The 26,943-nt window shown below is 63.0% G+C and carries 29 protein-coding genes; 16 read left to right on the forward strand and 13 right to left on the reverse strand.

All coding sequences use genetic code 11. The features are described from left to right. Positions 1–125: 125 nt before the first annotated feature. The 3 genes from FJ948_RS18740 to FJ948_RS18750 form a co-directional block, all read right to left on the reverse strand. Positions 126–641 carry a winged helix DNA-binding protein gene (locus FJ948_RS18740; RefSeq protein ID WP_013896002.1) on the reverse strand — a complete coding sequence of 172 codons (516 nt, stop codon included), beginning with the start codon at positions 639–641 and terminating at the stop codon, positions 126–128. A gap of 237 nt (positions 642–878) precedes the next feature. Then, positions 879–1,301, reverse strand: a complete 423-nt coding sequence (locus tag FJ948_RS18745) for a DUF6163 family protein (protein WP_140706925.1) — start codon at positions 1,299–1,301, stop codon at positions 879–881. After that, positions 1,298–2,341: an enoyl-CoA hydratase/isomerase family protein gene (locus FJ948_RS18750; protein WP_140706927.1), complete on the reverse strand. Its 1,044-nt coding sequence runs from the start codon at positions 2,339–2,341 to the stop codon at positions 1,298–1,300. Before FJ948_RS18750 ends, FJ948_RS18745 begins: the two co-directional genes overlap by 4 nt. A 160-nt stretch (positions 2,342–2,501) precedes the next feature. Here FJ948_RS18750 and FJ948_RS18755 point away from each other — a divergent pair, with 160 nt between their 5' ends. From FJ948_RS18755 to FJ948_RS18765, 3 genes are all read left to right on the forward strand, one after another. Beyond that, on the forward strand, positions 2,502–3,323 hold the full coding sequence (locus FJ948_RS18755) for a DUF2066 domain-containing protein (protein ID WP_140706929.1): 822 nt from the start codon (positions 2,502–2,504) through the stop codon (positions 3,321–3,323). Between the two features lie 108 nt (positions 3,324–3,431). Further along, positions 3,432–4,463 carry a porphobilinogen synthase gene (hemB, locus tag FJ948_RS18760; RefSeq protein ID WP_140706931.1) on the forward strand — a complete coding sequence of 344 codons (1,032 nt, stop codon included), beginning with the start codon at positions 3,432–3,434 and terminating at the stop codon, positions 4,461–4,463. A 380-nt stretch (positions 4,464–4,843) separates the two neighbouring features. Continuing rightward, the gene (locus tag FJ948_RS18765) at positions 4,844–5,488 is read left to right on the forward strand and encodes a dihydrofolate reductase family protein (protein WP_140706933.1); all 645 of its coding nucleotides are present in this window, start codon (positions 4,844–4,846) and stop codon (positions 5,486–5,488) included. A 225-nt stretch (positions 5,489–5,713) separates the two neighbouring features. Here the strand turns inward: FJ948_RS18765 and ppk2 are convergent, their stop codons facing one another. Continuing rightward, positions 5,714–6,634 carry a polyphosphate kinase 2 gene (ppk2, locus tag FJ948_RS18770; protein WP_140706935.1) on the reverse strand — a complete coding sequence of 307 codons (921 nt, stop codon included), beginning with the start codon at positions 6,632–6,634 and terminating at the stop codon, positions 5,714–5,716. A 279-nt stretch (positions 6,635–6,913) separates the two neighbouring features. Here ppk2 and FJ948_RS18775 point away from each other — a divergent pair, with 279 nt between their 5' ends. Next, positions 6,914–7,957 (forward strand): aldo/keto reductase, encoded by a 1,044-nt coding sequence (locus tag FJ948_RS18775; protein ID WP_140706937.1) that lies wholly within the window; start codon positions 6,914–6,916, stop codon positions 7,955–7,957. 24 nt (positions 7,958–7,981) lie between these two features. Here FJ948_RS18775 and FJ948_RS18780 read toward each other — a convergent pair whose 3' ends face one another. Together FJ948_RS18780 and FJ948_RS18785 are read right to left on the reverse strand one after the other, a co-directional pair. Further along, positions 7,982–8,953: a glycosyl transferase family 90 gene (locus FJ948_RS18780; protein WP_140706939.1), complete on the reverse strand. Its 972-nt coding sequence runs from the start codon at positions 8,951–8,953 to the stop codon at positions 7,982–7,984. 117 nt (positions 8,954–9,070) lie between these two features. Further along, complete coding sequence (locus tag FJ948_RS18785) at positions 9,071–10,042, reverse strand: glycosyl transferase family 90 (RefSeq protein WP_140706941.1); 972 nt, start codon at positions 10,040–10,042, stop codon at positions 9,071–9,073. 200 nt (positions 10,043–10,242) lie between these two features. Here FJ948_RS18785 and FJ948_RS18790 point away from each other — a divergent pair, with 200 nt between their 5' ends. Continuing rightward, the gene (locus FJ948_RS18790; RefSeq protein WP_140706943.1) at positions 10,243–10,389 is read left to right on the forward strand and encodes a hypothetical protein; all 147 of its coding nucleotides are present in this window, start codon (positions 10,243–10,245) and stop codon (positions 10,387–10,389) included. A gap of 71 nt (positions 10,390–10,460) precedes the next feature. On the opposite strand, the gene FJ948_RS18795 is transcribed toward FJ948_RS18790, so the two are convergent. After that, on the reverse strand, positions 10,461–10,721 hold the full coding sequence (locus tag FJ948_RS18795; protein ID WP_140706945.1) for a DUF982 domain-containing protein: 261 nt from the start codon (positions 10,719–10,721) through the stop codon (positions 10,461–10,463). A 93-nt stretch (positions 10,722–10,814) separates the two neighbouring features. Further along, positions 10,815–11,480 (reverse strand): GntR family transcriptional regulator, encoded by a 666-nt coding sequence (locus tag FJ948_RS18800; RefSeq protein WP_140706947.1) that lies wholly within the window; start codon positions 11,478–11,480, stop codon positions 10,815–10,817. A 115-nt stretch (positions 11,481–11,595) separates the two neighbouring features. On the opposite strand from FJ948_RS18800, the gene FJ948_RS18805 reads away from it, so the two are divergent. Together FJ948_RS18805 and FJ948_RS18810 are read left to right on the forward strand one after the other, a co-directional pair. Then, positions 11,596–12,849 carry a multidrug efflux MFS transporter gene (locus FJ948_RS18805; RefSeq protein WP_140706949.1) on the forward strand — a complete coding sequence of 418 codons (1,254 nt, stop codon included), beginning with the start codon at positions 11,596–11,598 and terminating at the stop codon, positions 12,847–12,849. Between the two features lie 37 nt (positions 12,850–12,886). Beyond that, positions 12,887–13,252: a DUF423 domain-containing protein gene (locus FJ948_RS18810; RefSeq protein WP_181173727.1), complete on the forward strand. Its 366-nt coding sequence runs from the start codon at positions 12,887–12,889 to the stop codon at positions 13,250–13,252. Positions 13,253–13,265: 13 nt separating this feature from the next. Here FJ948_RS18810 and FJ948_RS30295 read toward each other — a convergent pair whose 3' ends face one another. Together FJ948_RS30295 and FJ948_RS30300 are read right to left on the reverse strand one after the other, a co-directional pair. Then, on the reverse strand, positions 13,266–13,415 hold the full coding sequence (locus FJ948_RS30295; RefSeq protein ID WP_181173712.1) for a hypothetical protein: 150 nt from the start codon (positions 13,413–13,415) through the stop codon (positions 13,266–13,268). A gap of 57 nt (positions 13,416–13,472) precedes the next feature. Continuing rightward, complete coding sequence (locus tag FJ948_RS30300; protein ID WP_181173713.1) at positions 13,473–13,616, reverse strand: hypothetical protein; 144 nt, start codon at positions 13,614–13,616, stop codon at positions 13,473–13,475. A 162-nt stretch (positions 13,617–13,778) separates the two neighbouring features. Between FJ948_RS30300 and FJ948_RS18815 the strand changes: the two genes are divergently transcribed. Then, entirely contained in the window at positions 13,779–14,855 is a 1,077-nt protein-coding gene (locus FJ948_RS18815; protein ID WP_140706952.1) for a substrate-binding domain-containing protein, read from the forward strand. Positions 14,856–14,874: 19 nt separating this feature from the next. On the opposite strand, the gene FJ948_RS18820 is transcribed toward FJ948_RS18815, so the two are convergent. Further along, on the reverse strand, positions 14,875–16,095 hold the full coding sequence (locus FJ948_RS18820; RefSeq protein WP_140706954.1) for an OpgC family protein: 1,221 nt from the start codon (positions 16,093–16,095) through the stop codon (positions 14,875–14,877). A 201-nt stretch (positions 16,096–16,296) separates the two neighbouring features. Between FJ948_RS18820 and FJ948_RS18825 the strand changes: the two genes are divergently transcribed. The 5 genes from FJ948_RS18825 (at position 16,297) to FJ948_RS18845 (ending at position 21,484) form a co-directional block, all read left to right on the forward strand. Further along, positions 16,297–16,977, forward strand: a complete 681-nt coding sequence (locus tag FJ948_RS18825) for an alpha/beta hydrolase (RefSeq protein WP_140706956.1) — start codon at positions 16,297–16,299, stop codon at positions 16,975–16,977. A gap of 112 nt (positions 16,978–17,089) precedes the next feature. Continuing rightward, the gene (locus FJ948_RS18830; RefSeq protein WP_140706958.1) at positions 17,090–18,169 is read left to right on the forward strand and encodes a toxic anion resistance protein; all 1,080 of its coding nucleotides are present in this window, start codon (positions 17,090–17,092) and stop codon (positions 18,167–18,169) included. Between the two features lie 11 nt (positions 18,170–18,180). Further along, entirely contained in the window at positions 18,181–19,752 is a 1,572-nt protein-coding gene (locus FJ948_RS18835; protein ID WP_140706960.1) for a substrate-binding domain-containing protein, read from the forward strand. A gap of 11 nt (positions 19,753–19,763) precedes the next feature. Next, complete coding sequence (locus FJ948_RS18840; RefSeq protein ID WP_140706962.1) at positions 19,764–20,378, forward strand: 5-bromo-4-chloroindolyl phosphate hydrolysis family protein; 615 nt, start codon at positions 19,764–19,766, stop codon at positions 20,376–20,378. Further along, entirely contained in the window at positions 20,378–21,484 is a 1,107-nt protein-coding gene (locus tag FJ948_RS18845) for a substrate-binding domain-containing protein (protein ID WP_140706964.1), read from the forward strand. The genes FJ948_RS18840 and FJ948_RS18845 overlap by 1 nt, the downstream gene beginning before the upstream one ends. 2 nt (positions 21,485–21,486) lie before the next feature. On the opposite strand, the gene sthA is transcribed toward FJ948_RS18845, so the two are convergent. Beyond that, positions 21,487–22,875, reverse strand: coding sequence for a Si-specific NAD(P)(+) transhydrogenase (sthA, locus tag FJ948_RS18850; protein ID WP_140706966.1), 1,389 nt, complete (start codon positions 22,873–22,875; stop codon positions 21,487–21,489). Positions 22,876–23,086: 211 nt separating this feature from the next. Here sthA and FJ948_RS18855 point away from each other — a divergent pair, with 211 nt between their 5' ends. From FJ948_RS18855 to FJ948_RS18865, 3 genes are all read left to right on the forward strand, one after another. After that, the gene (locus FJ948_RS18855) at positions 23,087–23,557 is read left to right on the forward strand and encodes an RDD family protein (protein WP_140706968.1); all 471 of its coding nucleotides are present in this window, start codon (positions 23,087–23,089) and stop codon (positions 23,555–23,557) included. 139 nt (positions 23,558–23,696) lie between these two features. Next, on the forward strand, positions 23,697–24,455 hold the full coding sequence (locus FJ948_RS18860; protein ID WP_140706970.1) for an arginyltransferase: 759 nt from the start codon (positions 23,697–23,699) through the stop codon (positions 24,453–24,455). 134 nt (positions 24,456–24,589) lie between these two features. Beyond that, positions 24,590–25,486 carry a DMT family transporter gene (locus FJ948_RS18865; protein ID WP_140706972.1) on the forward strand — a complete coding sequence of 299 codons (897 nt, stop codon included), beginning with the start codon at positions 24,590–24,592 and terminating at the stop codon, positions 25,484–25,486. A 9-nt stretch (positions 25,487–25,495) separates the two neighbouring features. Here the strand turns inward: FJ948_RS18865 and FJ948_RS18870 are convergent, their stop codons facing one another. Next, the gene (locus tag FJ948_RS18870; protein ID WP_140706974.1) at positions 25,496–26,710 is read right to left on the reverse strand and encodes an AI-2E family transporter; all 1,215 of its coding nucleotides are present in this window, start codon (positions 26,708–26,710) and stop codon (positions 25,496–25,498) included. Positions 26,711–26,943: the final 233 nt, after the last annotated feature.

A 26,943-nucleotide genomic window follows, 5' to 3' on the forward strand; every position in this document is an offset into this window, starting at 1 on the left:
CTTGGCCCGTAATTTGCTTTGCCCGGAGACACGAAAAGAAAAGACCGATGCTTTTCGGCACCGGCCCTGACTGGAGGTCGTGTTTGGCCACGCTTCTGCGGCGCGGCTCTGATTTCGGCCGTGACTTACATCCGGTAGGCGATGGTATCGTTCCAGAAGCGGTCAAGGCGCTGCAAAGCGCGGTTCATCTGCTTGAACTCGTCGGTGTTGATGCCACCGACCTGTTCGATCGAGCCGACATGGCGCTCATAGAGACCGGCGACAACATCAGCCACCTCGTTGCCCTTCGGCGTCAGCGAGACGCGCACCGAACGGCGGTCGATGCGCGAGCGCTGGTGGTTGATGAAGCCGAGATCGACCAGCTTTTTCAGATTGTAGGAGACATTCGAGCCGAGATAGTAGCCACGCGAGCGCAACTCGCCGGCGGTCAGCTCGGAATTGCCGATGTTGAAGAGCAGCAGCGCCTGAATGGCGTTGATGTCGGAACGGCCGTTGCGGTCGAATTCGTCCTTGATGACGTCAAGCAGACGGCGGTGCAGGCGCTCGACCAGCTGCAGCGATTCCATGTACAGGGAACGGATAGCCTCGCGGCGATCGTCGGAAACGTTGGCGGTCTTTGCCGCCGGACGCGAATTGATCATTGTCTTTGCCTCTCGTTTGTCGCCCTGGTGATTTTTTGTTTTTCACCTTGATCGCGACACTATCGAATACTCATAAAATTCGACTTAAACGCTAGGGCTAACAAGAGCTTACCGGTAAGAGGTTTCGCAAGACGCTTAACGAACGGTCACCCGAGCAAGGATGATTAACCTAAAGATTTAGGCAATGATCGCGGGACCGGACAGCGGCGATCGCCGAGGGTCAACGTCCGCAAGGGCTTAGTGCCGTACCGGTCGTTTCTGCAGGTAGATGACGACGCGAAAGACGATGTAAAGCAGCGCCACGCAGGCATGCGAGACGATGATCAGCAGACGATGGCCGAAAAGCTCGGGAAAACCCGCATACATGACCGTCTCGGTGACCGCGCAGATGAACCAGATCACCGGTCCCCAGGATGCCAGCATCCACAACCCGGCCGCGGCGAAGGGAAAGAACACGGCGAGCATCACCGCCGCCACCTGCCAATGCACCGGCATGAGGTCGAAGCGCCACAGCGAGCCCGGATAGAAGCCGATCAGCTTGATCCAGTACAGGATGCCGAACAGCAGGCAGTAGCCCGCGATGACGCGCTGGAACCAGGCGAAGATCACCTCGACCGTCGAGGGTTGCAGAACGACACGTCTCGACGTCACCTCGCTCACAGCCCAAGCTCCCGATCGCCGAGCGGGGCGAAATAAGAATCAATATCCGCCTCGCTGATGGCATCGAGACTTGCCGGCCGCCATTGCGGCTTCGAGCCCTTGTCGATGATGGCGGCGCGGATGCCTTCGTAGAAATCGTGGCCGGCCAGCATGCGGTTGAGGATGCGGAACTCCATCCTCATGCAGTCGTCCATCGACAAGGTCAGCCCGGCGCCGATCTCGCGCCAGGCAACGTGAAGGCTGGTCGGCGAGCGGCTTCTCATCATGGCCAGCGTCTTCTCGGCAAAGGCGTCGCCGCCGGCGGCGCCTTCAAGACTGGCAATGACGGCGGCAAGCGTGCCTTGCGAAAAATGGCGGGCGATCGAATCGACGTCCTGCCGTTCCGTCTCGCGTTTGGCCGGGACGAAGAAATCGCGCAACTCGGCGTTCGGGTCATTGCTGCTTGCCAATTCGTCGAGCAGTCCTGCCTGGTCGGCGGCCTTGATCGTGTGCGTGGCAAGGCCGGACCACAGCGCATCGCCATAACGGATACGCGCTCCCGTCAGCCCGAGATACATGCCGAAGCTGCCGCCGAGATCCGGAAGCAGGTGGCTGGCGCCGACATCGGGAAAGAAGCCGATGCCGACTTCCGGCATAGCGAACTGCGCATTTTCGGTCATTATGCGGTGCGAGCCATGGAAGGAGATGCCGACGCCGCCGCCCATGACGATGCCGTCGATGAGCGCGACATAGGGTTTCCTGAAGCGGGCGATGCGGGCGTTGAGCCTGTATTCATCGGCGAAGAAATCGACCGGCGGCTTGCCGGCACGGCCGGCCTCGTAGACCTGCAGGATATCGCCGCCAGCGGAAAACGCCCTGCCCTCGGCCTTGACGACGACGACGTTGATGCTCGCATCCTGCTCCCAGGCATCGAGCGCCTTGCCGAGCGCCTTGACCATGTTGTGCGTGATGGCATTGAGCGCCTTCGGCCGCGTCAGCGTGACGACGCCGGCCCGGCCCAGCCGCTCGAAGCGGATCTCATCGCCGCCGCCAAAATCCATCGCCAGAGAATCCCTCCCCCGCGCCTGCGGGACTGAAGTGCTAAAGGCGGCGCAAGGGTGCGTCAATGGCAGCAGCCTGTCGGCCGCGGTCTTGGCGGCAAGCGGCAGCCGATGCTACGTTGGCGGCCATTACGACAGGCAAGAGCCGGATAGTGAGCCCATGCCGCAGTTTTTGCGCCTTGTCCTTGTTCTGTGTTGCCTGTCTGCGTTGTGGGCAACCAGTGTCCCCGCAGGGGCGACCGACCTTGGCGACCTTTACCAGTCGCAGACCATCGTCACCGGCCAGGGTGAAGAAAACCGCCAGCTCGGCTTCAGGATTTGCCTCGACAAGGTTCTCGTTCGTGTTTCGGGCGATCAGCGGCTGCTTGCCAGACGCGATATGGACGCGCTTCGCGACAAGGCCGGCAGCTTCGTCGACTCGTTCCGCTATCATGATCGGCTGGAGGGCATTCCGATCCATGACGAGCAAGGCACGCATGACCGGCCGCATGATCTCACCTGTTTCTACAAGCCTGATGTGATCGACAAGGTGCTGGCGTCGCTCGGCAGCAAGCCGTGGCTTGGCGAGCGGCCGACGCTCACCGTCTTTCTCACCGCCGAACAAGGAACCCGGCATTTCGTATTGAGCGCCGAGGAGAACCGTGGCGAAACGATGCGCGAATCCTTCGACAATGCCGCCGGTCCAACGCTGATGCGCCTCGTGTTTCCCGGGATCGCGCAGCTTGCCGGCTTGAACGAAGAAGCGCTGCGCGCCGCCGACATGGCAAAACTCGATCAGCTGGCCAGCCAGGCTGGCGGAGACCGAGCGATTGCCGGCAGCATCATATGGAGCGACAAAGAGCTTGGCTGGATCGCCGATTGGCGTTTGGCCGACCGTGGAACCACCTATCGCTGGCAGGTCCGCGGTGTCAGCTTCGACGAGGCATTCCGTGTGGCCATCGCAGGCGCGGCACGGATTCTTTCGGGTAATGGCCAACCCTGACCGAGATTTTGCGGTTGGGATCGGGCAGCTTCGAACGCTGGCACAATCGTGTCGCATTGGTCCGCGACGCGTCCGCGTGGTAAAAGCCACCGATCCGGAGTTTTGGCCATGAACAAATTCACCCCGACAAAGCCAGCCGGCGCGCGCAGCGTCGACGACGTTACCGGCAGCCGGCGGCTCAGGCGCATGCGCAAGGCCGACTGGTCGCGCCGGCTGGTGCAGGAGAACAGGCTTTCGGTCGACGACCTGATCTGGCCGATCTTCGTCGTCGAGGGCAAGGATGTGCGCGAGCCGATCGCCGCAATGCCCGGCGTCTTTCGCCTGTCGGTCGACCTGGCCGTCAAGGAGGCCGAACGCGCGGCCAAGCTCGGCATTCCGGCCCTTGCCACCTTTCCCAATGTGGAACTCGGCTTGCGCGACCAGACCGGCTCGCACATCCTCGACCCGCAAAACATCATCAACCGCGCCACCCGCGCCATCAAGGACGCGGTGCCCGAGATCGGCATCATCACCGATGCCGCGCTCGATCCGTTCACCAGCCATGGCCATGACGGCATCCTGCGTGACGGCATCATCGTCAATGACGAAACCGTGGAGCAGGTGGCGGCGGCGGCCGTCATCCAGGCCGCGGCCGGCGCCGACATCATCGCGCCGTCGGACATGATGGACGGCCGCATCGGCGCCATTCGCGACGCGCTCGACGCCAACGGTTTTCAGGACGTGGCGATCATGTCCTACGCGACGAAGTTCGCTTCGGCCTTCTACGGCCCCTACCGCGAGGCGGTCGGCACGGCCGGTCTGCTCAAGGGCGACAAGAAAACCTATTATATCGACCACGCCAATTCGGACGAGGCGGTGCGCGAGGCCGAGCAGGACATTGCCGAGGGCGCCGACATGCTGATGGTCAAGCCCGGCCTGCCCTATCTCGACATCATCCGCCGGCTTAAGGACGAATTCCAGATGCCGACCTTCGCCTACCAGGTGTCGGGCGAATATTCGATGATCAAGGCGGCCGGCGCCAATGGCTGGATCGATGGCGAGAAGGCGATGCTGGAATCGTTGCTCGCCTTCAAGCGCGCCGGCTGCGACGGCATCCTGACCTATTTCGCGCCCGAAGTGGCTGTGATGCTGAAAGGCTAGCCCCGACTTCCCGGGCACTGCCTTTCAGGAGATGTCACCACTCTTTCGAGCGGCCGCCGGCTCCTTCGAATTCCCGCTGACAAAAACCGGCTGTTGCGGCAGGATTGAAGCGCAGTCAAAGGCGGCCAGCAGCCAACGCCCGCCCAAAAGGGTTGGCCAATGCCTCCAGTGGGATAATTACCCGATCCGTTTCACCGTCGGGCGAAGCCTCCGCTGATGCAGGACGCGGACTTCGCCGTGACCTGAGGAACGGACATGCGATGCCCTGACCGGACGGCGAGGTTCGGACACCCTTTCGGCAAAAAACCGCTTGCAATTCAAAATCAGTTTACCTAGAAGAAACCACTTGCAAAATACAACTGGTTCTAGGAGGAGGTCTCATGTCCAAACTTCGCGTCAACGCTTTCAGCCTGTCTCTCGACGGCTATGGCGCCGGTCCCGATCAGGACCTGGAGAATCCGCTCGGCGTCGGTGGAAAAGCCCTGCACAAATGGGCTTTCGGCACCCGCACCTTCCGCAAGATGTTCGGCGAGGATGGCGGTGGCACAGGCGTCGACGAAGACTTCGCGGCGCGCAGCTTCGAGAATGTCGGCGCCTGGATACTGGGCCGCAACATGTTCGGGCCGATCCGGGGCGAATGGCCTGACGACAAGTGGAAGGGCTGGTGGGGCGACAACCCGCCCTACCATGTGCCGGTTTTCGTGCTGACGCACTACAAGCGGGAGCCGATCACCATGGAAGGCGGCACCACCTTTCATTTCGTCACCGACGGCATCCATTCGGCGCTCGAGCAGGCAAAGTCGGCGGCCGGCGACAAGGACGTGCGGGTGGGTGGCGGTGTCGACACCATCCGGCAATATCTTCAGGAGAGATTGATCGACGAGATGCACCTGGCGATTTCGCCGGTGCTGCTGGGCAAAGGTGAGAACCTTTTTGCCGGGCTCGACATGTTGAAGCTTGGCTACGCGTGCACCGAGCAAGTGGCGACGGCGCTGGCCACGCACGTGGTTATCAAGCGGGCTTAATTACAGCTCTTTCTCCCCGTCACTATACGGGGAGAAATGTCCGGCAGGACAATGAGGGGCGGCGCTACCGGTCGAAGATTGCCTTTCCCGACCACCCCACCGATAACAAAAATGGCCCAGAATACGTTTTCACGCAGGCCGAGTTCAAATGTAGAAGGTCAGCGCTGCCCCTCATCCGCCTGCCGGCACCTTCTCTCCGTATAGTGACGGGGAGAAGGGAACCTCTCAATATTTCTCCGGCACGTAGAGTTCGCGGGGCAGGACCTGGCGCTCATATTCCGGGTTGAAGACGCGCTCGGGCAGCGTGATCTCCTCATGCGGCACCTCTTCATACGGCATCTGCTTGAGCAGATGATCGATGCAGTTCAGCCGCGCCCGTTTCTTGTCGTTGCCTTCGACGATGTACCAGGGCGCCTCCGGGATGTTGGTGCGGGCGAAGGTCTCTTCCTTGGCCTTGGTGTACTGTTCCCAACGCACGCGCGACTGCAGGTCCATGGGCGACAGTTTCCATTGCTTCATCGGGTCGTGGATGCGCATCAGGAAGCGCATCTGCTGTTCCTCGTCGGTGATCGAGAACCAGTATTTGACCACGGTGACGCCGGAGCGCACCAGCATGCGCTCGAACTCCGGCACGTCGTGGAAGAACTCCTCGACCTGATCGGGGCTGGCAAAGCCCATCACCCGCTCGACGCCGGAGCGGTTATACCAGGAGCGATCGAACAGCACGATCTCGCCGCCCGCCGGCAGATGCGGAACGTAGCGCTGGAAATACCATTGCGACTTCTCACGTTCGGTCGGTGCCGGCAACGCGACGACGCGGCAGATACGCGGATTGAGCCGCTGGGTGATGCGCTTGATGACACCGCCCTTGCCGGCGGAATCGCGGCCCTCGAAAATCACCACCAGTTTCTTCTTGTGATAGGCGACCCAGGATTGCAGCTTGATCAATTCGGACTGCAAGGAGATCAGATCACGAAAATATTGCATGCGATCGATCGAAGGCGGATGCGAGTTCTTGTAGATCTTGGCGATCTCCAGCGACAGCGCCGGTTCCGACATTTCGAGTTCATAATCTTCGTCGAGCGTGTCGGCGAGTTCGGCTTCAAGCCAGTCCTTGGCAGGGGAATTCTGTCTTAGCTCGGTCATATCAACTGCTCCGCTTGCAAGCCTGTCGTTTCCCTGTGGCGTCCCCAAATTGCCCGCCGGCGGCTGGAATGGAACACCTGAGCCGACTTCAATATAGACCGGCGGTGACGGTTTTATTGCAGCCCACGCGCGATTGCCGCCGTTGCTGATTCCGCGATGTATGATCGATCCACCGTCGATGCCTGGCGACAAGCCGACTGAATTGTCCTACAAATGCACGGTCACATTGCGGGCCGCCCTTTCGCGGCGCCCCAACTCAACACAATCGCGAGGACTGACATGGAATACCGCACCCTTGGCCGTTCCGGCCTGAAGGTTTCGACACTAACGCTTGGTACCATGACCTTCGGCGGCACCGGGCCCTTCGCGGCGGTCGGCAACAGCGATCTGGCCGAAGCGAAGCGGATGATCGACATGTGCATCGACGCCGGCATCAACCTCATCGACACCGCGAATGTCTATTCGAACGGCCTGTCCGAGGAGATCATCGGCGAGGCGCTCGGCGGCAAGCGCAAGAACGATGTGCTGATCGCGTCCAAGGCGCGGATGCGCATCGGCAAGGGTCCGAACGACGAGGGCCTGTCGCGTTACCATATCATCCGTGAGTGCGAGAGAAGCCTCAAGCGGCTGAAGACCGATGTCATCGACATCTATTTCGTCCACCAGTGGGACGGCCTCACCCCACTCGAGGAAACCGTTGCCGCGCTCGACACTTTGGTCGGTCAGGGCAAGGTGCGCTACATCGGCTGCTCCAACTATTCCGGCTGGCAGGTGATGAAGGCGCTTTCGGTCAGCGACAGCCGCCACCAGCAACGCTTCGTCACCCAGCAGATCCACTATACGCTGGAAGCGCGCGAGGCCGAGTACGAACTGCTGCCGATCTCGGTTGACCAGGGGCTGGGCGTGCTGGTCTGGAGTCCACTCGCCGGCGGCCTGCTGTCCGGCAAATACCGCAGCGACAGTCCAACCGCCCGCCAGCTTGCCGGCTGGTCCGAGCCGCCGATCCGCGACGAGGACCGGCTGTGGCGAATCGTCGATGTGCTGGTCGAGATCGGCAAGGATCGTGGCGTATCGGCGGCGCAAGTGGCGCTTGCCTGGCTGCTCGGCCGGCCCGCCGTCTCCTCGCTGGTGATCGGCGCCCGCAACGACGTCCAGCTCAAGGACAATCTCGCGGCGGCCGCCCTGGAGCTCGGAACCGAGGAACGCCAGCGTCTCGACGCCGTCAGCCGGCCACCCCTGCTCTACCCCTACTGGCACCAGCAACTGACGGCAAAGGACCGCTTCGGCCTCGCCGACCTTGTTCTCGACCGCAGCGATATCTGACCAGCGTCAGGCCGAAAGCGAGAGCTAGTTCTCGATGAACCGCCAGACCTCGGGATCGGGTTCGATCTGGCCGCCGAGCACGAAATATTTGTAGAGGACGAGCAGGGAGATCGCCTGCTCGTCCCGTTCGTTGAAGAATTTGCGGCAATAAGCATTGGCCGTTGCGATGATGCGCTCGGCCGCCGCCGGGTGCGCTTCGAAATATCGCACTTTTTCGCCGAGATCGGCAAAGCCGGGGTCGAGCGCCACATAGTGGACACCAGCCTCGAGCTGGCTCTCGCCAAACCATGTCTCGTAGGTCGGCGGCGGCATCAGACAGAGCGAGTTGGAATTCATGATCCATTTGAGGTTGGTCGCCACGTCATTGCCCTCCAACGAGACGATGTAGCGATAGCGCAGGTGCTGGCTGATGCTGAGGAAGGGCTTGCTGTACTTGGCCGGCGCACTGCGCTTGTGCGAGCCGACGTCGCAGAACGGCAAGTCACGCGTGGCATCCAGGAACCGTGTCCTGATGGGATTGTTGAGGTCGCCGCGCCAGACCACCGCCGGGCGTTTGTCGGCGAAGGCGACAGCGTCGACCGGCATGTGGTAGTGGCGGAACTTGTTGAACTTCATGATGACGGCGTTGCGGTTGTCAGCGTGGATCGGCCGATCCTTGACGAGCGTCGGCAGCTTGGGCACGCCTTTGACGTCGCCGAACTTCAGGTCGACGAGCAATGACGGATCGAAGTAGCGGGCAAATTCCCTCAGGTCGTAATAGTACATGGTCGGTTCAAACGGTATCTTGTCGATGCGCACCGCATCCGGGCCCGGTGTAAAAGCGTCCCGCAGCTTGTTGTAGTCATTCAGGCGACGGCGCACGGCCTCATCCGAGAGCCTGGCCTGTTCGAGGCGACCCGCCAACCGCCGTCGGAAGATCGCCTGGGGTGCCATGTCGCGCACGACGTTGCGCGCATAGTAGAAAACCCTTGCCGTCGTTCGTTGTATGGTGGCCATCGTTCCCCTGCCCAAAACAAGCGCCGCTGAACGGACAACAGCGGGATGGTTCCCGCGGCATGGTTGCGCGCCATTGGGCCACGCATTCCGGCAGTGTCCGAACGGCGCGCCCCGCACCTAGCCCGTTATATAGCGCCACACCTCGGGATCAGGTTTGATCTGGCCCGAGAGCACGAAGTATTTATACAGCACCAGCAGGGAGATCGCCTGTTCGGTCCGCTCGTCGTCGAACGTCCGACAATAGGCGTTCGCGGCCGCGATGATGCGCTCCGCACTCCCTGGATTCCGCTCGAAATAGGCCACATGGTCCGCGATGTCCGAGAAATTCGCTTCGAGCGGCACATAGTGGACATTGGCTTCGAGCTGCCGTTCCGCGAACCAGGTCTCGTAAGTTGGGGGCGGCATCATGCAAAGCGACTTCGAATTCATGATCCATTTGAGATTGGTCGCCACGTCATTGCCCTCGAGCGAGACGATGTAACGGTAGCGCTGGTGCTGGCGGATGCTGAGAAAAGGCTTGGCGTATTCCGCCGGGGCGTTCGGCTTGTGCGAGCCTGCGTCACAGAACGGCAGGTCGCGCACGGCCTCGATGAATCTTGTCCTGATCGGATTGTTGAGATCGCCGCGCCAGACCACGGTCGGCAGCTTGTCGGCGAACGAGAGGGCATCAGCCGGCATCTGGAAGTGACGAAACTTGTCGAGCTTCATGATGACCGCGTTCTGGTCGCCCTCGCGGATTGGCCGGTCCTTGACGATCGTGGGCACCTTCGGCACGTTCGCGACGTCGCCGAACTCCAGGTCGATGATCAATCCGGGATCGAAGTAGCGGGCGAATTCCTTCAGGTCGTAATAGTACATGGTCGGCGTGAAAGGCAGCTTGCTGATGCGCTTGGCATTGGCGCTAGGCGCGAAGCCGTCTTGCAGCTTGTTGTAGTAATTCAGCCTGCGGCGCGCCGCCTCGCCGGAAAGCCTGGCGCTTTCGAGACGGCCAGCCAGCTTGGCGCGAAACAGAACTTGCGGGGCGATATCGCGCGCGACGTTTCTCGCATAGTAGAAAACTCTTGCTGCGGTCCGCGAAATGGTGGCCATCGGTCACTTGATCAAAAACAGAAAGCAGATCTCAATTCATTGCCGCCCCGCCTGTCCTACATCATTGTGGCGCCCATCTGGCAAGCCCCGCATCTCTTCGACGGCCGGCATTCACGCATTGTCGCTTCGGCTGTTGTGTTTGACGGCTAATGCTCCTAGGCAGGTCTCAGGGCCGCAAGGCAATGACAAAAGGAGCCGATATGGCGCGAGCACCAAACTACGATCAGGAACGCAAGGAGCGCGACCGCCAGAAAGCGGCCAAGAAGGCTGAAAAGCTGGCCGCCAAGGTTGCCGCGCGCGAACGTACGAAGCCCGAGGCTGAAACCGAGACCGAAACCGAGGAGTAACGGCATGCGGCCCGCGAATGCGGGCCGTACCGCGAATCCAAATTGGCCAGCCCCAAATTGCCCGGCTTATGTCAGGCTGGCGCCTTGTCGCTGATGAAAACATCCACCTCCCTCGCCGCGGCGATGAAAGCGCGTCGGGCATTCATCGCCGGCTTGTCGCCGGCAAGCGCGTCGTGGCAAGCCTGCAGCGCCGCGCGATGCTTGGCGCTGCGCTTGCCGGGCCAGTTGTTGAGGAGGTAGTCGGAAGCCTCCCTTGCCGTACGCAAGAGCTGAGTGCTTCCCGCCGTGACGGATTTGACGGTCACGGGTGTTTCAAACCGGTTGTTTTCCATCGCCGCTCTTACGCCATCGGCTTGCTTGAAGCGAGGCCCAAAGTGCGCCTCGCCTCAGACGCCGCCTGTTTTTCCAACCAGCGCCCCGCCACGCTAGGCGGCGACGACGGCAAATCCCCTGGCGCGAAGGCCACGTCGGTCGTTGGCGAGCGACGTCACCAATCGGTCGCGGCTGCCGACGATATGGGCCGACAGCAGCCGCGCGGCTTCATCACCCTCACCAAGGCGCGTGGCGGCAAGGATGGCGCGATGTTCCAGCCAGGCACGGCCAAGGGCCGTTTCGTCACGCACCTCCAGCCAGCGCGCGCGCGACAGGCGCGTCATGGCATCACGAACCGCCCGGAACAGGAATTCATTGCCGGAGAGGCGCGCCAACTCGATGTGGAAATCCATGCCGACACGATGCCATTCCTCCCGCGCGGTGTTTTCGTCGCAGGAATCGAGCATCGCCTCGATGACATCGATGGCACCCTTCTCGGCTTGCTTGCATGTCAGCCGCAGCGCCGCGACCTCGACCGCTTCGCGATAGACGGCGATCTGCTCGAGTTCGGCGAGGTTGATGGGCGACACCGTCCAGCCGCGCCCGTCCCTGCCGACTAGCCCCTCGGTCTCCAGCCGCAGCAGTGCCGCCCTGACCGGCGTGCGTGAGGCGCCGAACTGGCCTTCGATCCAGCGTTCGGTCAGTTTTTCGCCGGGACCGATCTCGAGGCCCAGGATCATCTCGCGAAGCTGCCGTTCGACATTCTGCATCTGCGACATCACGCATCCTTTTCGAAGCCGCATTGACAGCGGCCGGCTTGAAGTTCATGACGGATACCAGTTTGGTATCCCAAAATGGTATCGGCGACAAGCACCGATACCGGGCAGGCAGGACATGGCACAGGAAGACACAGGGCAAGGCGGCTACAACATCCATTGGCGTCGCAATCTCGCCGTCTGTTTCGCGGGTTCGTTCAGCACGCTCATCGCCATGACACTGCTCCTGCCCTTCCTGCCGCTCTATGTCGAACAGCTCGGCGCACAGGGCCATGCGGCCATCGTACAGTGGTCGGGTATCGCCTATGGCGCCACCTTCTTCGCCGCCGCGATGGTCGCGCCGCTGTGGGGACGCCTGGGCGACCGCTACGGACGCAAGGTGATGCTGGTGCGCGCCTCCTTCGGCATGGCGATCTGCATGTCGCTGACGGGCATGGTCGAGACCGTCTGGCAGTTGGTGCTGCTGCGGCTGCTGATCGGCTTTGCCGGCGGCTATTCCTCCGGCTCGACCATACTGGTGGCCATGCAGACGCCGAAGGAGCGCTCCGGCTGGGCGCTCGGGGTCCTGTCGGCGGGCATTACGGCGGGCTCGCTGGTCGGCCCCCTGCTCGGCGGCGCGCTGCCGCCGGTGATCGGCATTCGCGCCACCTTTCTGTTGTCTGGCGGGGTGATCTTCCTCGCCTTCCTGGCGACGACCTTCCTCATCAAGGAGAACCCGCGCCCGCAAGCAGCCAGGACGGCCTCAACGGCGAAGCCGAAGAGCGGCTGGTCGCAGATTCCCGACAAGCGCCCTGTCGTGGCCATGCTGGTGACGGGGATGCTCCTCGCCTTCGCCACAATGTCGATCGAGCCGATCATCACCGTCTATGTGCAGCAGCTGATCGAGGACCAGAGCCGGGTGACGCTCGTCGCCGGCGTGGTGATGTCGGCGGCCGCGCTGGGCACCATCCTGTCGGCGTCCTGGCTCGGCAAGCTCGCGGACCGGGTCGGGCACTGGAATGTTGTCGTGGGAGCCTTGGCCGCCTCGGCACTGCTGCTCATCCCCCAGGCTTTTGTGACCGATAGCTGGCAGCTTATCGGCCTGCGTTTCCTGATGGGCCTGGCCTTGGGCGGCCTGCTGCCTTGCATCACCAGCGTCATCAGGCACAACATCCCCGACGGCGTCGGCGGCAACGTGCTTGGCCTGGCGATCTCGGCGCAATATGTCGGGCAGGTCGCGGGGCCGTTGTCCGGCGGTTTTGTCGGCGGCCATTTCGGCATGCCGGCGGTGTTTCTCGGCACGTCGGTGCTGATGGCGGGCGGCGCGGTCTACAACTGGATTGTCCAGTCGCGGCGGACACGGCATATGGCGCTGGAAGCGGGCAAGCCTTGAGGCTTGACTGACCTACCAAGGAAGGAACATGCCTATCATGAACCTCGCTGATACAAACGGCAGCCGCCTCCTCGTGCTAGCCGGCGGTCTCGTCGGCGCGGCGGGCGTGGCGCTTTCTGCGGCGGCCGCGCATCGCGGCGGCGCTTTCACCGGCACGGCCGCGTCGTTCCTCCTGATGCATGCACCGGTGTTTCTCGCCATTGGCCTTGCCGGTGCAAACCGCTGGCTGCGCATCGCAAGCCTGATTCTGCTCGCCGGGCTGCTGCTCTTCGCGGGCGATCTCCTCGCCCGCGATTTCTGGGGATCACGACTGTTTCCGATGTCGGCGCCAATCGGCGGCACCCTGCTCATCGCAGGCTGGCTGGCGATAGCAATCTCCGCTATTGCGCATCCACGCGCCTAAACGCCCGGAAGGCTCAATCCTGGCGGCGTTCCGAACGGACCCAAAGGACGCGGCTGCGTGCGGCGGGTTTTGTCCGGCGCCGCGCCTCCGGCCGCTCGGTGGCCGGCGCGATGCCCCAATAGTTGCGATAGATGTCCTCGAACAGATGGTTGATGGGATGCATGACTCATGCTCCTTCTCTTGAATCGATTCAATAAAACGCGCGAAAAGAGCCGACTGATCAGCTCCGCTTGCGCTCCACCAGAAAGCGGAGGTCGCGAATCCATGGACCCGCCTCACCACGCCCTCTCGCTTTGTTGGCGAACGGCCCGATGTTCCAGACGTTGCGATAGATGTCATCGAACAGATAGTTGACGGGATGCATGGCGGCTCCTCCTTTTGATCAATCAGCAGCACAAATACGAATTGGATCGATTCAAATATAAAGCTAGTACCATCGCCGGTCAAGCAAAATTTGAATCGATCCAACGAAAGTGCTAGATGCGGCCCGGGAACGTGCTACATGCATGTCAGGAGGCACGCGCAAATGGCGTCACTCACCGCAGGCAATCGACGACCTGTCCGGCTGGCCGACATCGCCAAGGCCGCCGGTGTTTCGCACGGCACGGCCTCCAATGTCTTCAGCCGCCCCGAGATCGTGCGCGAGGAAGTCCGCGAACGGGTTCGCGCGGCCGCCGAGGCCATGGGTTATGGCGGGCCCGATCCAAAGGGCCGGCTGCTGCGGGCCGGCAAGGTCAACGCCATCGGCGTTGCCACCGCCGAGCCCCTCTCCTATTTCTTCGAGGATCCGTTCGCGCGCGTCATGATGGCGGGCATCTCGCGGGCCTGCGATGCGACGGGAGCCGGGATCTCCCTGGTCTCGGCCGCCAACAACGAGCAGCTTGCCTGGAACATCCAAAGCGCGCTGGTCGACGGCTTCATCGTCTTCTGCATCGAAGGCGGCTCGCGCCTGGTGGAGTTGGCACGGGAGCGCAGACTGCCCTTTGTCGCGCTCGACCTCGACTCCGAGGACGGCTCGGTCGCGGCGATCGGCGTCGACAACATCGCCGGCGCCGGCAGGGCGGCGCGCCATCTCACCGATCTCGGACATCGTCGATTCGCTGTTCTGGCCCTGCCTTTCGCAGACGGCAGAACAGGTCTCGTGTCAGCCGAGCAGATTCGGGTCGCGGCCTATGCGGGAACCCGCGACCGCCTCACCGGCTATCTCCAGGAGCTTTCCAGGGTGGGCGTGGAGGCATCCAAAGTGCCCGTCTATGAAACCGCCAACGACGTCGCCAGCACGAAGGCTGGGCTCGAAACCATCTTTGCCGCCGACGCGCCGCCGACCGCCATCCTGGCCATGTCGGACAGGATGGCCCTGGTGGCGCTCGAATGGCTGAACGCACGCGGGCTCAACGTGCCCAACGATGTTTCGGTGGTCGGGTTCGACGGTGTTCCCGAAGCAGCGGTGTCCGAGCCGCCTTTGACCACGATCGCCCAGCCGATCGCCGAGATGGGCCGCCTCGCAGTCAAGGCGATTCTGGAGAGCGACGGGCCGGTCAGCCGGCACCAACTGGCGGTCGAACTGATCGTGCGGGCCTCGTCGGCCCCTCCCCGCGGCTGAACCGCGCGGCCCCGAACCGCTATCGATTGGCTCTTGCCACCGCGGAGAGGCCGAAAGGCGCACGAACGGGTGCGGGATCCTTTTGCGTCGTGCGGGCCTTGCCCGAGCCGCCGATGGTCGACAGCCATTCGAGATAGAAGGCGAGCGCGAACTGCATGGCGATGCCGGCCGCTATCAGCAGGCTGTCATAGACGAACCCGCCCGGATTGATCAGCCTCATCACCTGCGCGACCATGGCGATCACCGTGCCGGCGATGAACACCGGCAGCGATCGTTTGCCCAGTATCGCCAGCGGATGGTCGGGGCTGGTGCGGAACAGGCCGGAGAGCGCCGGCAGGGCGACGACGAGATAGCTGACCGCCAGGATGTGCAACAGCCGCGGCAGCGACAGGAAAGTCTTGTCGAAGCCGCCGATCACCACCGGCAGGTTGAACCAGGTTATCTGGCCCCAGAGCGGGCTATGCACCCATACCAGCGCCGCCAGCACATAGGCCGCGGCCGCGCCGACCAGCCAGCGGTTGACCGGAATGACACCGCCGCGCCTGACATGCAGCATGGCGGCAAGACCGATGTTGAACAGGAACTGCCAGGACAGCGGGTTGAGGAACCAGAAGCCGGGCTCGGGATAATTGGGCGGCGCGATCTGCCAGATGCCGGCGACGAGCCACAACGCACCGGACGCGACAAGCGCCGCGACAGGCCTGTAGCTGACGAACAGGACGAAGGCCGGCGCCATCAAAAGCAGTGCCGCATAGATCGGCAGGATGTTGTTGTAGCCGAGCTGGTGGCCGAGCGTGACGATGCCGACCAGCACCTGCGGCGTGTTCTTCATCAGCGGTTCGATGTTGATGAGCGTCAGCAGTTCCGGCCGCCTGGCAAACACCGCCACGGCGCAGAACAGCGCCATCACCACCATCGTCGTGACGATATGGGCAACGTAGAGCACACCGGCCCGCCGCCACATCTTCAGGGTCGCCAGAAGCCGGCCACCCGGTCTGAACTTGGCGCCGTAGGCGAGCGCGACCGAGATGCCGGATATCAGCACGAAGGCCTCGGCCGCGTCCGAGAAGCCGAAATTCTTGTAGGTCAGCGTCTCGAAAGCCGTGCCCGGCACATGGTCGATGAAGATGGTGAGCAGCGCCAAGGCGCGCAGTACATCGATACGCGTGTCGCGTTCGGGGATACGCAAATTGCGATCCGGGATACGCAAATTGCGATCCGGCAAAACAGGGGTGGTCATCGACAAAAGGCCTCAAAGCTGGTTGTTCATGTCCAGCAATGCGACCCCCGACGCACCGCTTCGATTCCTCCCACGGGGAGTATATCGGCGCAGAAACGGGCTGGAATGCGCCTGGTTCAATCAACTTTCGCGGAGCAAGAAAATATTGCGTTTTGAAGCCGGCAAATTCAGCGAAACCTCATGTAATCAAAGGGATCCGAGATGATTGGCGACAATGCCGAAAACGGCGCGCTGACGCTGGATCTGGCCTTTCCCCATCGTGTCCTCGGCACCGGCGAAAAAAGCCGGGATTGCCTGTTCGTGCTGCATGGATCGGGCGTCGACGAGACAAGCATGATGGAGCTGGCAAGGCGCATGGCACGCGATGCATTGCTGGTCGCGGTGCGTGGTCGTGTACCCCAGGAGGAGGGTTTTCGCTGGTTCGAGCGAATCACGCCGACGCGTTTCGATCAAGACAGCATCCGTGCCGAAACCGCCGCCTTCGCGGCATTCGCAAGGGATGCCGCCGCGCGCCATGGGCTTGATCTCGATCGCGCGACATTCCTTGGCTATTCGAACGGCGCCAATCTGGTTTCGAGCCTGATGCTGCTCCATCCCGGCATTGTCCGCGGGGCGGTGCTGCTGAGGCCCATGCCGGTGCTCGACCAAGTGCCTTCGACGGACCTTGCGGGAACACGGACGCTCATCATTGCTGGAGCCGCCGACGAGACCTATGGGCCTTTCGCGCCGGCGCTGGTGACGCTGCTCAGCCGGCACGGAAGCGAGATCGACGCCCGCATCGTTCCATCGGGCCATGAAATCGGAGACCCGGACGCGGCGATCGTCGGGCAATGGCTGGGCGGATCCGGGGCCGGGAAAGGGCCCGTGGAACCCACGGCCTGAAAAATAGCGTTTATTTACCGCCTTGGCGGCCCCATCTTCCATTGTCCACAGCGGCGACATACCTCTGTTACATACTGGCTATCGAGATACTGTTCACTGAGGGGAGGTCCGCATGACCGACAAGAACAGCGTCACTCTGCTCGACGATACGTCGCAATTGCCTGCAATCGTGGCCAGTCCCGCCGAAATCGCCCGAATTGAAGACACGATCGACGTGCGCGACCGCGCCGCCATCTCGGTCTTCGGCGACCGGGCCCAGCAGGCGGTCAGCGACTATGCCGACAAGATATTGTCCCAGTTGCGCAACCGCGATCTCGGCGACACCGGCGATCTCCTGACCGACATCATCATGAAGGCCAAGAATCTCGATCCGGCCTCGCTGAAAGACCAGGGTTTTCTCAGCGGCCTGTTTTCCTCGTTCAAGGCACGGCTCGAGCGCTTCAAGGAGAAGTACGAGGACGTGGCGGGACAGATCGACCGCATCGGCCTCGAACTCGACCGTCACAAGGACACGCTGCGGCGCGACATAGCCGTGCTCGACGACCTGCATGAGCAGACCAAGGGTTCCATCCTCAAGCTCGACGCCTATGTGCAGGCCGGCAAGAAATTCGTCGACGACTACCGCGCCAACGAGTTGCCGAAGCTGAAGGCCGCGGCGGATTCGGCGAGCGGCGACACCGGAGGCACGCTGGAGGCACAAACCTATCAGGACGCCGTGCAGGCGCTGGACCGGCTGGAAAAACGCATCTTCTACCTGGTGCAGGCGCGTCAGCTCGGTATCCAGCAATTGCCGCAGATCCGCATCGTGCAGTCCGGCGACGAGACGCTGATCGAGAACCTGCAGGCGACCTCGGCACTGACCGTGCCGGCCTGGAAGCAGAAGATGGTCATCCTGCTTGGCCTGACCAACCAGAAGTCGGCGCTCGAACTGCAAAAGACGGTGACCGACGCCACCAACGAGATGATCCGCCAGACGTCGAAAATGATGAAGGATCAGGCCATCTCGGTCGAGGAACAGGCGCAGCGCGGCATCGTCGATGTCGAAACGCTGGCGCAGGCCAATCGCGACCTCATCGACACGGTGCAAGGCGTGCTCAAGGTCCAGCAGGAGGGCCGCCAGAAGCGGGCCAACGCCGAAAAGCAGATGGACCAGATGACGATCGACTTGAAGAAAGCGCTGACCAAGGCCTGATCGGAACCGCCATGCCGAAGACGCTGACGTCCGTTCTCCTGCTCGCCTTCGCGGTGCTGCTGGCGGCCTGCAATTCGAGCCATGTCAAATTCTCGATCGTCTCCGGTTCGGAAAACACGGTGCTGGAGCCGATCGTGCAGGAATTCTGCGCCAAGCAAGGGGCGACCTGCACCATTTCATATCAAGGCTCGCTCGATATCGGGCTTGGCCTGCAGAAACCTGGCGGCCTCGACCAGGACGCGGTTTGGCCGGCCTCCAGTGTCTGGGTCGATCTGTTCGATAGCGGCCGCAAGGTGCGCAACCTGACCTCGATCGCGCAGATGCCGGTTATTCTCGGCGTGCGCAAATCCAAGGCCGCCGAACTCGGCTGGGTCGGCAAGCCGGTGTTCATGAAGGACATCCTGGCCGCGGTGAAGGACGGCAAGCTCAAATTCCTGATGACATCGGCGACGCAGTCCAATTCCGGCGCAAGCGCCTACCTCGCCATGCTGTCGAGCGCGCTTGGCGGCAAGGAGGTGATCGAGCCGGGCGATCTCGACAATCCCGCCGTGCACGATACCGTCAGTGCCCTGCTGCAAGGTGTCGAACGCTCGTCCGGTTCGTCGGGCTGGCTCGCCGACCTCTATGTCGACAGCGCCGGCAAGGGCACCGTCTACGATGCGATGTGGAACTACGAGGCGACGCTGAAGGAGACCAACGACAAACTGAAGCAGATGGGCAAGGAGCCGCTCTATGCCATCTATCCGGCCGACGGCGTCGCTGTCGGCGACTCGCCGCTCGGTTTCATCGACCACGGGCGCGGCGCCGATGTCGAGAAATTCTTCACCGACCTGCTCGCCTACCTTCAGTCGGACGCGGTGCGCAAACGGATCGCCGACACCGGCCGGCGGCTGCCGCTCGGCGGCGCGGCCATCCAGGCCCCCGCCGAGCCGGATTGGAATTTCGATCCCGGCAAGCTGGTGACGTCGATCCGCATGCCGGAGCCGGCCGTGATCCGCAAGGCGCTCGACCTTTACCAGGAGGCCTTGCGCAAGCCTTCGCTGACGGCGCTGTGCTTCGACTTCTCGGGCTCGATGGAAGACCAGGGCGAGAAACAGTTGCAGGCGGCCGCGCAATTCCTGTTCACGCCGGAGAAGGCGAGCGAGGTTCTGGTGCAGTGGACGCCGTCCGACCGCATCTTCGTGTTGCCTTTCGACGCCGTGGTGCGCGACACGTTCGAGGCGAGCGGCGACGCGGCGGGCCAGAGCGAACTGCTGGCGGACGTTGCCCAGCAGCGCGCCGGCGGCGGCACCGACATGTACGCCTGCGCCGACCAGGCGCTGCGGAAGATCGTGGCCACCGCGGATCTTTCGAAATACCTGCCGGCCATTGTCATCATGACCGATGGCCGCACGGACGGAGGTGCGGACCTGTTTCTCACTCACTGGCGCAGCGCCCCTGTGCGCGTGCCGGTCTTCGGAGTCACCTTCGGCGACGCCGACAAGAGCCAGCTCGACAGCCTCGCCAAGGCAACGTCGGCGCGCGTCTTCGACGGCAGCGGCGATCTGGCCGGCGCCTTCCGCGCCGCGCGCGGCTACAATTAGAGCCTGCCGGGATGCGCGGCTTCGGCAATGACTGGAACTGGATCGTGGCAGGCGCCGTCTCGGCCGCACTTCTCCTGGGGCTGAGCTTCTACACCCATTTCCCGTTTCTGGTGTCGGCCGTCGTCGCAGCGCTCGTCTTTGCCGGGCTGGTGTTCGTGCTGGCGCCGCGCCAGCTTTTCGAGGGGCTCGACCTCACCACGCTCAGCGGCAGCAAGGTGGCCTTCGCCCGCGAACTGCTGGCGCAGGCGCAGCCAGCCGCGGACCGGCTGTCGGCAGCGGCCGGGTCGATCGGCGACAAGGACATGAAGGCCAAGGTGAAGAACCTGTCCGACATCGCCGCCGATGTGATTGCCAAGGTCGAGACGAAGCCGGAAACCGCGCCCTCGGTGCGGCGTTTCCTCACCTACTACGTGCCCCAGGCGGCGGAAGTGGCGGAAGGATACGCGACGCTGGCCAACCGGCGCGCACCGAGCCAGGCCAGGCTTGCCAATGTCGGCGCGGTGATCACCAAACTGCAGGATGCTTTCGTGCATTACGCCGACAGCCTGGCCGATAGCGAACTCGGTACGCTCGACGTCGACCTGCGACTCATTCAGGAGTCGCTGAAAGAGGATATCGGACGCTGATGGCCATTTCGCGCCGCGCTTTCGGACTGGGTCTGCTGGGTGCCGCCGCTGCCGGCACCGGCGGCTATCTGGCGCTGAAGGATCGTCCCGAGTTCCGCGGCTATCTCGGCAACAAGGCGCATCTGTTCGGTTTCATCGGTGGCGAGAAGCAGGCATTTCTGGCCGATCCCGATGTCGTTCATGCGCTTGGAGGCTACGGGCTGGAGCTTGACGCGCGTGTCGCCGGTTCGGTGGAGATGGTGCGCGAGCCGGCCCTGCTTGGTCAAAAGCCGCAATTCCTGTGGCCCTCCTCATCGATCATGGTCGACCTTGCACGCAAGAACGGCGTCTCGATCCGCAACGACCAGGTGGTGCTCAACTCGCCGATCGTCGTCTACACCTGGGGGCCGGTGGTCGAAGGGTTGAAGAAGAGCGGCCTGGTCACGGTCGCCGCCAAGGGCGGCTACAACCAGCTCGATCTCAAGGCTCTGCTCGACGCCATCCTGGCCGGCAAGAACTGGTCCGATCTCGGCATCGACGAGCTTTATGGCCGTGCCCGCATCGTCTCGACCGATCCCAATCGCTCCAACTCCGGCTTCATGTTCGCGGGGCTGGTGCTCAGCCTGATGAGCGGCGACGTGGCGACCCAGGAACTGCTTGCCCAGCATGGCGACCAGGCCAAGGCGATCTTCCGCGGCATGGGCCTGAAGTCGTCATCCTCGGGAAAGCTGTTCGACCAGTATATCGCCGGCGGTCTTGGCGCCGAGCCGATGGTGGTGGGCTACGAAAACCAGCTGGTCGAGTGGGCGCTCGCCGATCCCGCACGCTGGCAAAGGGTGCAGGCCGGCGCCGGCGCCAAGCCCGAAATCCTCTACCCCAGGCCGACTGTCTACTCCGCCCATCCGCTGATCGTCATCGATCCGGCGGTCGACAGGTTGCTGGAGGCGCTGACAAGCCCGAAGCTGCAGGAACTGGCCTGGTCGAAACACGGGTTCCGCGGGCCGCTCGGCACCGTGGCAGGTGATGCCGACGCCATCGCCGGCGTGCGGCCGGCGGAAATCGAGGCGGTGCTGCCGATGCCGTCGGCCGATGTCATGCTGGCGTTGCTCGCCCAGATGGAGGGGTAACCTTACCCCCGCCCCATCCGGTTCCAGGCATCCAGCCCGGCGATCTTGTAGGCTTCCGCCAGGGTCGGATAGTTGAAGGTGTTGTTGACGAAGAAGTCGACAGTGCCGCCGAGATTGATGACCGCCTGGCCGATGTGAATGAGTTCGGTGGCGCCCTCGCCGACGATGTGCGCGCCGAGTAGGCGCCGCGTCTCGATCGAGAACAACAGCTTCAGGAAACCGGTGTCGACGCCCATGATGTGGCCGCGCGATGTTTCGCGGAAACGCGCCACGCCGACCTCGTAGGCGCCGCCGCTTTGGCGCACCTGCTCCTCGGACTGGCCGACCGTCGAGATCTCCGGCACGGCATAGATGCCATAGGGGAATGTTTCCGGCGGCGGTGGCAAGGTCACGCCAAAGGCATGGCAGGCGGCCACCCTGCCCTGCTCCATCGAGGTGGAGGCGAGGCTCGGAAAGCCGATGACGTCGCCGGCGGCATAAATGTTGGGCACGCTGGTCTGAAAGGTCTGCGGATCTACCTTGATGCGGCCCCTGGAGTCGGCCTCGATGCCGACCACGTCTAAGCCGAGGCTGCCGACATTGCCGGTGCGGCCGGCGGCGTAGAGCACGACTTCGGAGCGGATGGTGCGGCCATCGGCCAGTTCCACCTCGGCGGCCTCCGGCTTGGAGCGGATTTCCTTGACCGCGCTGCCCAGCCTGATCGTCATGCCGCGATCCCGCATCTGGTGGATGAAATCGTCGACGATCTCGCGGTCGACGAAATCGAGGATCGAGTTGCGCGGCTCGACCAGCGTCACCGGTACGTCGAGCGCGGAAAAGATCGTGGCGTATTCGACGCCGATGACGCCGGCGCCGATCACCGTCAGCGTGCGCGGCAGGCGGTCGAGTTCAAGCATCTCGTCGCTGTCGAAGACACGGGTCTTGTCGAAGGGCACGTCGCGCGGCCGATGCGGCCGGGTGCCGACGGCGATCAGCGCATTGGCGAAGCCGACTTCGCTGTAGTCGCCATTGTCCGATGTCAGGCTGACCTTGTTGGGGCCGAGAAACTTCACCGCCGCGCGTGCACTCTTGACCGTGTTGCGCATGAACTGGTGCTGCAGCACCTCGACCTCGTGATCGAGCGTCTTGTGCAGGCGCTCGATCAGGTCGCCGACGGAAATGTCCTGCTTGACCCGGTAGCCGCGTCCATAGAAGCCGCGCTCGCGCCAGCCCGAAAGGTTGAGCACCGTTTCGCGCAGCGTTTTCGAGGGAATGGTGCCGGTGTGCACCGAGACGCCGCCAAGACGCCGGCCCCGGTCGACCACCAGCACCGATTTGCCGAGTTTGGCCGATTGCACCGCCGCGCGGCGGCCCGAAGGGCCGCTGCCTATGACCAGCATGTCGTAATCCATATGTCCCCGTCCCTGCCCCTCGGCGCCCATTTTGTTGCGCCGCAACAAGCTAACGCCATCCGCGCCGCGAATTCAACAGGCTCGGGCTGTCGGCCGTCTGGCCCCGCCGTGCGAGCCGGCGAAGGCCCGATCTTGATTCCGCCGCGAGCCTTCACCATTTCATCATCGAGCGGTCCGCACCCTATGTCGGACCCTGTTACGAGGAAATGACATGAACGCTCGCGTTCTCGACGGCGGAATCATCAACACCCGGCTCGACGATGTCAGGGCTTTCGAAGGCGTGCGCACGAGGCGCATCCTGGCCTTCCTGCTGGACTACCTCATCGTAGGCCTGTTGAGCATTCCGGTTGCCATCCTGGTGTTCTTCCTCGGGCTTTTGACGCTCGGCCTCGGCTGGATGCTGTTCGGCGTCCTGGTGCCGGCAGTCGCCATCCTCTACATCTGGAACACGCTGGGCAGCACCGACCAGGCCACTACTGGCATGAAGATGATGGGCATCCGCCTCGACCGTCTCGACGGCCGACCGATCGACGGCCTCACCGCTGTGGTCCATTCCGTGCTGTTCTGGGCGGGCAACGTCATCTTGTCGCCGCTGGTCCTGCTGGTCACCCTGTTTTCCGACCGCAAGCGCACACTGCACGATCTTTTGCTTGGCACGGTCGTCAGCCGTACTGACCGCTAAAACCGGCCCTCAAGAGAAGTCGCAGCCCCTTGAGCGCAAATGTGAAGGTGTTGAGTCGACCTCACCCTCACAATCCTGTTGAATTTTTCGCCGCCCGAGCCAAAGGTAGAGCGATTCGAAGGAGTGTTTCCAAGGCTCGATGACGCAGCATCCGACCCAGTCGCCGCAGTTCTTCCTGACCGCGCCGTCGCCGTGCCCCTACCTCGACGGCCAGTTCGAGCGCAAGGTGTTCACGCATCTGGTCGGCGAAAAGGCCTCGGAGATGAACGACCTGCTCACGCAAGGCGGCTTCCGGCGCTCGCAGAACATCGCCTACAGGCCCGCCTGCGAGACCTGCCGCGCCTGTGTATCGGTGCGCATCCTGGCCCAGGAGTTCACCGCCAGCCGCAACATGAAGCGCGTGCTGCAGCACAATTCCGACCTGGTCGGCGCCATGCACAATGCCGAGCCGTCGACCGAGCAATATTCGCTGTTTCGCGGCTATCTCGACGCCCGCCACCGCCGTGGCGGCATGTCCGACATGACGGTGCTCGACTACGCCATGATGGTCGAGGATACCCATGTCGACACCAAGGTGATCGAATACCGGCGGCGGGGGCCCGACACCTTCATCACCGGCAAGGGCCAGGGTGAACTTATCGCGGTGGCGCTCACCGACAAGATGGCCGACGGCCTGTCGATGGTCTATTCCTATTTCAATCCCGATTTCGAAAGCCGCTCGCTCGGCACGTTCATGATTCTCGACCATATCGCGCGCGCCAGGGCGATGGGGCTGCCCCATGTCTACCTCGGCTACTGGGTCAATGGTTCGCGCAAGATGAATTATAAGATGCGCTTCATGCCGCAGGAGCATCTCGGCCCAAAAGGCTGGGAGCGCTACACGAACGAAGCGGTCTGACGCCGAGTTTTCCCTCGATCCACGCTTAAACTGTTTCAAGACAGGGGATGCTGGTCTTTCAGCCGCTCGGCTGGAGAGAGTGCGCGCTTGCGCCGATCGGCCGCCGCCTGCAATTCAATTGCGAAAGTTCCTGCATGTCCTCTCACCACGATCACCAAAAGGGCCTTTTGATAACCGCCCTCGGCGGACTGATACTGACTGTCGACATACCGTTGATCCGCCTTGCGGATGGCGGCGCGTGGACGATCCTTTTGCTGCGCACCGGAACCACTTTCATCGCCGCGATGATCATCTGGTCGGTCTGGCGCACGCTGAGCCGCAATGCCCCGCCGCTCATCCCCGGCTGGGACGGGCTGATCGTGGCGATATGCTATGGGCTGACCTCGATCACCTTCGTCACCGCGGTCTTCCACACCTCGACCGCCGACCTGGTGTTCATCCTGGCCTTCAACACCGTGTTCGCGGCGCTGCTGTCGTGGATATTCCTGAAGGAGAGGCCGCAGTTGGTGACCATGGTGGCGATGCTGGTGATGATCCTCGGCGTGCTGGTCATCGTCGGCGGCTCGTTCGGCACGGGCAAGCTGTTCGGCGACTTCATGGCGCTGTGCTCGGCTTTCTTCATCGCGGTCGCCATCACCCTTTCGCGCGCCAGCGGCAAGGATATGGGCTTCACCTCGCTCATTGGCGTCCTTCTGCCGCTTGGGCTGGCCGCCTTCATGGTGACCGGCGAAGGCTTTCACGTGAACGCGCCATGGTGGATCGTTTTCAACGGCGCCGTCATCATGCCGATCTCGTTCTTCTGCCTCGCCGCCGGGCCGAAATACATTTCAGGACCGGAGGTGGCGATGTTCTACCTGCTCGAAACGGTGCTGGCGCCGATCTGGGTGTGGATGATCTTCGCCGAGACGCCGACCCGCAACAGCCTGGTCGGCGGCGGCATCCTGATCGTCACGCTGGTCGGCCATTCGCTCTGGCAGCTGCATGATGGACGCAAGCGCCGCAGCGACCTCGCGGTACACCATCCGGCGTAGAGGTCGGTATCAGGCGCTGGCCTTCTTCGCGGCACCAGGTTCCGGCAAGACATCGATCTGCGGACCTGCCTCGATTTCGGTCGCCGACGTGGCGGCCGTCTCGTCGGCCAGTTCCACCTCGCGCAGCCACTCGCGCCAGATCGCGACCAGCAGCGCCATCAGCACCGGGCCGATGAACAGGCCGAGAAAACCCATCGTCTTGACGCCGCCGATCAAGCCGAAAAAGGTCGGCAGGAAGGGCAGTTTTATCGGCCCGCCGACAAGCTTCGGCCGCAAGGTCTTGTCGACGATGAACAGCTCGACCGTGCCCCATATGAACAGCGCCAGCCCCGGTATTGGCGAGCCGCTGGCGGCGAGGTAGATCGAGACCAGCGTGAAGGACAATGGCGCGCCGCCGGGGATGAGCGCCATCACGCCGGTGAGCGCGCCCAGCGTTACCGGTGATGGCACCCCGGCCAGCCAGTAGGCGATGCCCAGCACCAGCCCCTCGCCGATGGCGATCACGGTCATGCCGGTCACCGTCGAGGAAATGGTCGCCGGCACGACGCGCGAGATCCGCTCCCAGCGGGTGGGCAGGATGCGTTCGCCGAGACGGTCGATCTGGCCGGCGAAATTCTCGCCGTCGCGATAGGCGAAAAACAGGGCGATCATCATGAACAGCAGGGTCAGAAAAAGGCTGAAGGCACTGCCGCCGGCGGCAAGCGCGCCGCGATAGATGCTGCCGATATTGGCGCCGCTGATCAGCTGGATCAGCTCGCCGATGCCGCCGGGATGACCGAGATTGGTCGTCCACTGCTCGTTCAGCCAATCGCCCACGACGGGCAGGGTCGCGATCCAGTGCGGTGTCGTGGCGCCGTGCCGGTTGGTCTCAATCGCCCAGCCGACCCATTCGCGCACCTCGTTGATGGCATAGGTGCCCGCAAGCGCGATCGGAATCACCAGGAAGGCGAGGATGAACAGGATGGCCAACGTGGCGGCGATGGTGCGGTTGCCGCCAACGCCTGCAAGCATCCTCTGGTAGAGCGGCCAGCTGGCGAAGGCAATGACGAGGGCGGCCAGCACCGGGAACAGGAAACCGTGGAAGAAATAGACGCCGGCGGCAACGATCAGCACCAGCAGCCAGCGCGCCGCAGACAGCGGCGGAATGACGGCCGACCGAAGCGGCGTCGACAGCCCGAACAGGCGCTGCTGCCGTTCCGGTTTCTTGATTCGTGATTCCTTCAAACGCCCTGTTCTCCCCGGCCCATCCGGTCAGTTATGCACTGATATAGTGCAGCAATCGTGACGATAGTCCAAATGGTGATGGCAACGCCTCTTCCTTCTTCCCTTGTGGGGCCCGAAGGGCGGGCGAGGCCCGTGGCTCGCCCAGGGCGGTGGATCGGCGCGCAGCGCCGAGACGGTTGAGGGGTGTTCCAGCGGAGTGAGACGTTGGCGTTCCCTGGAACACCCCTCATCCG

Source organism: Mesorhizobium sp. B2-3-12 (assembly GCF_006442205.1).
Lineage (GTDB): Bacteria > Pseudomonadota > Alphaproteobacteria > Rhizobiales > Rhizobiaceae > Mesorhizobium.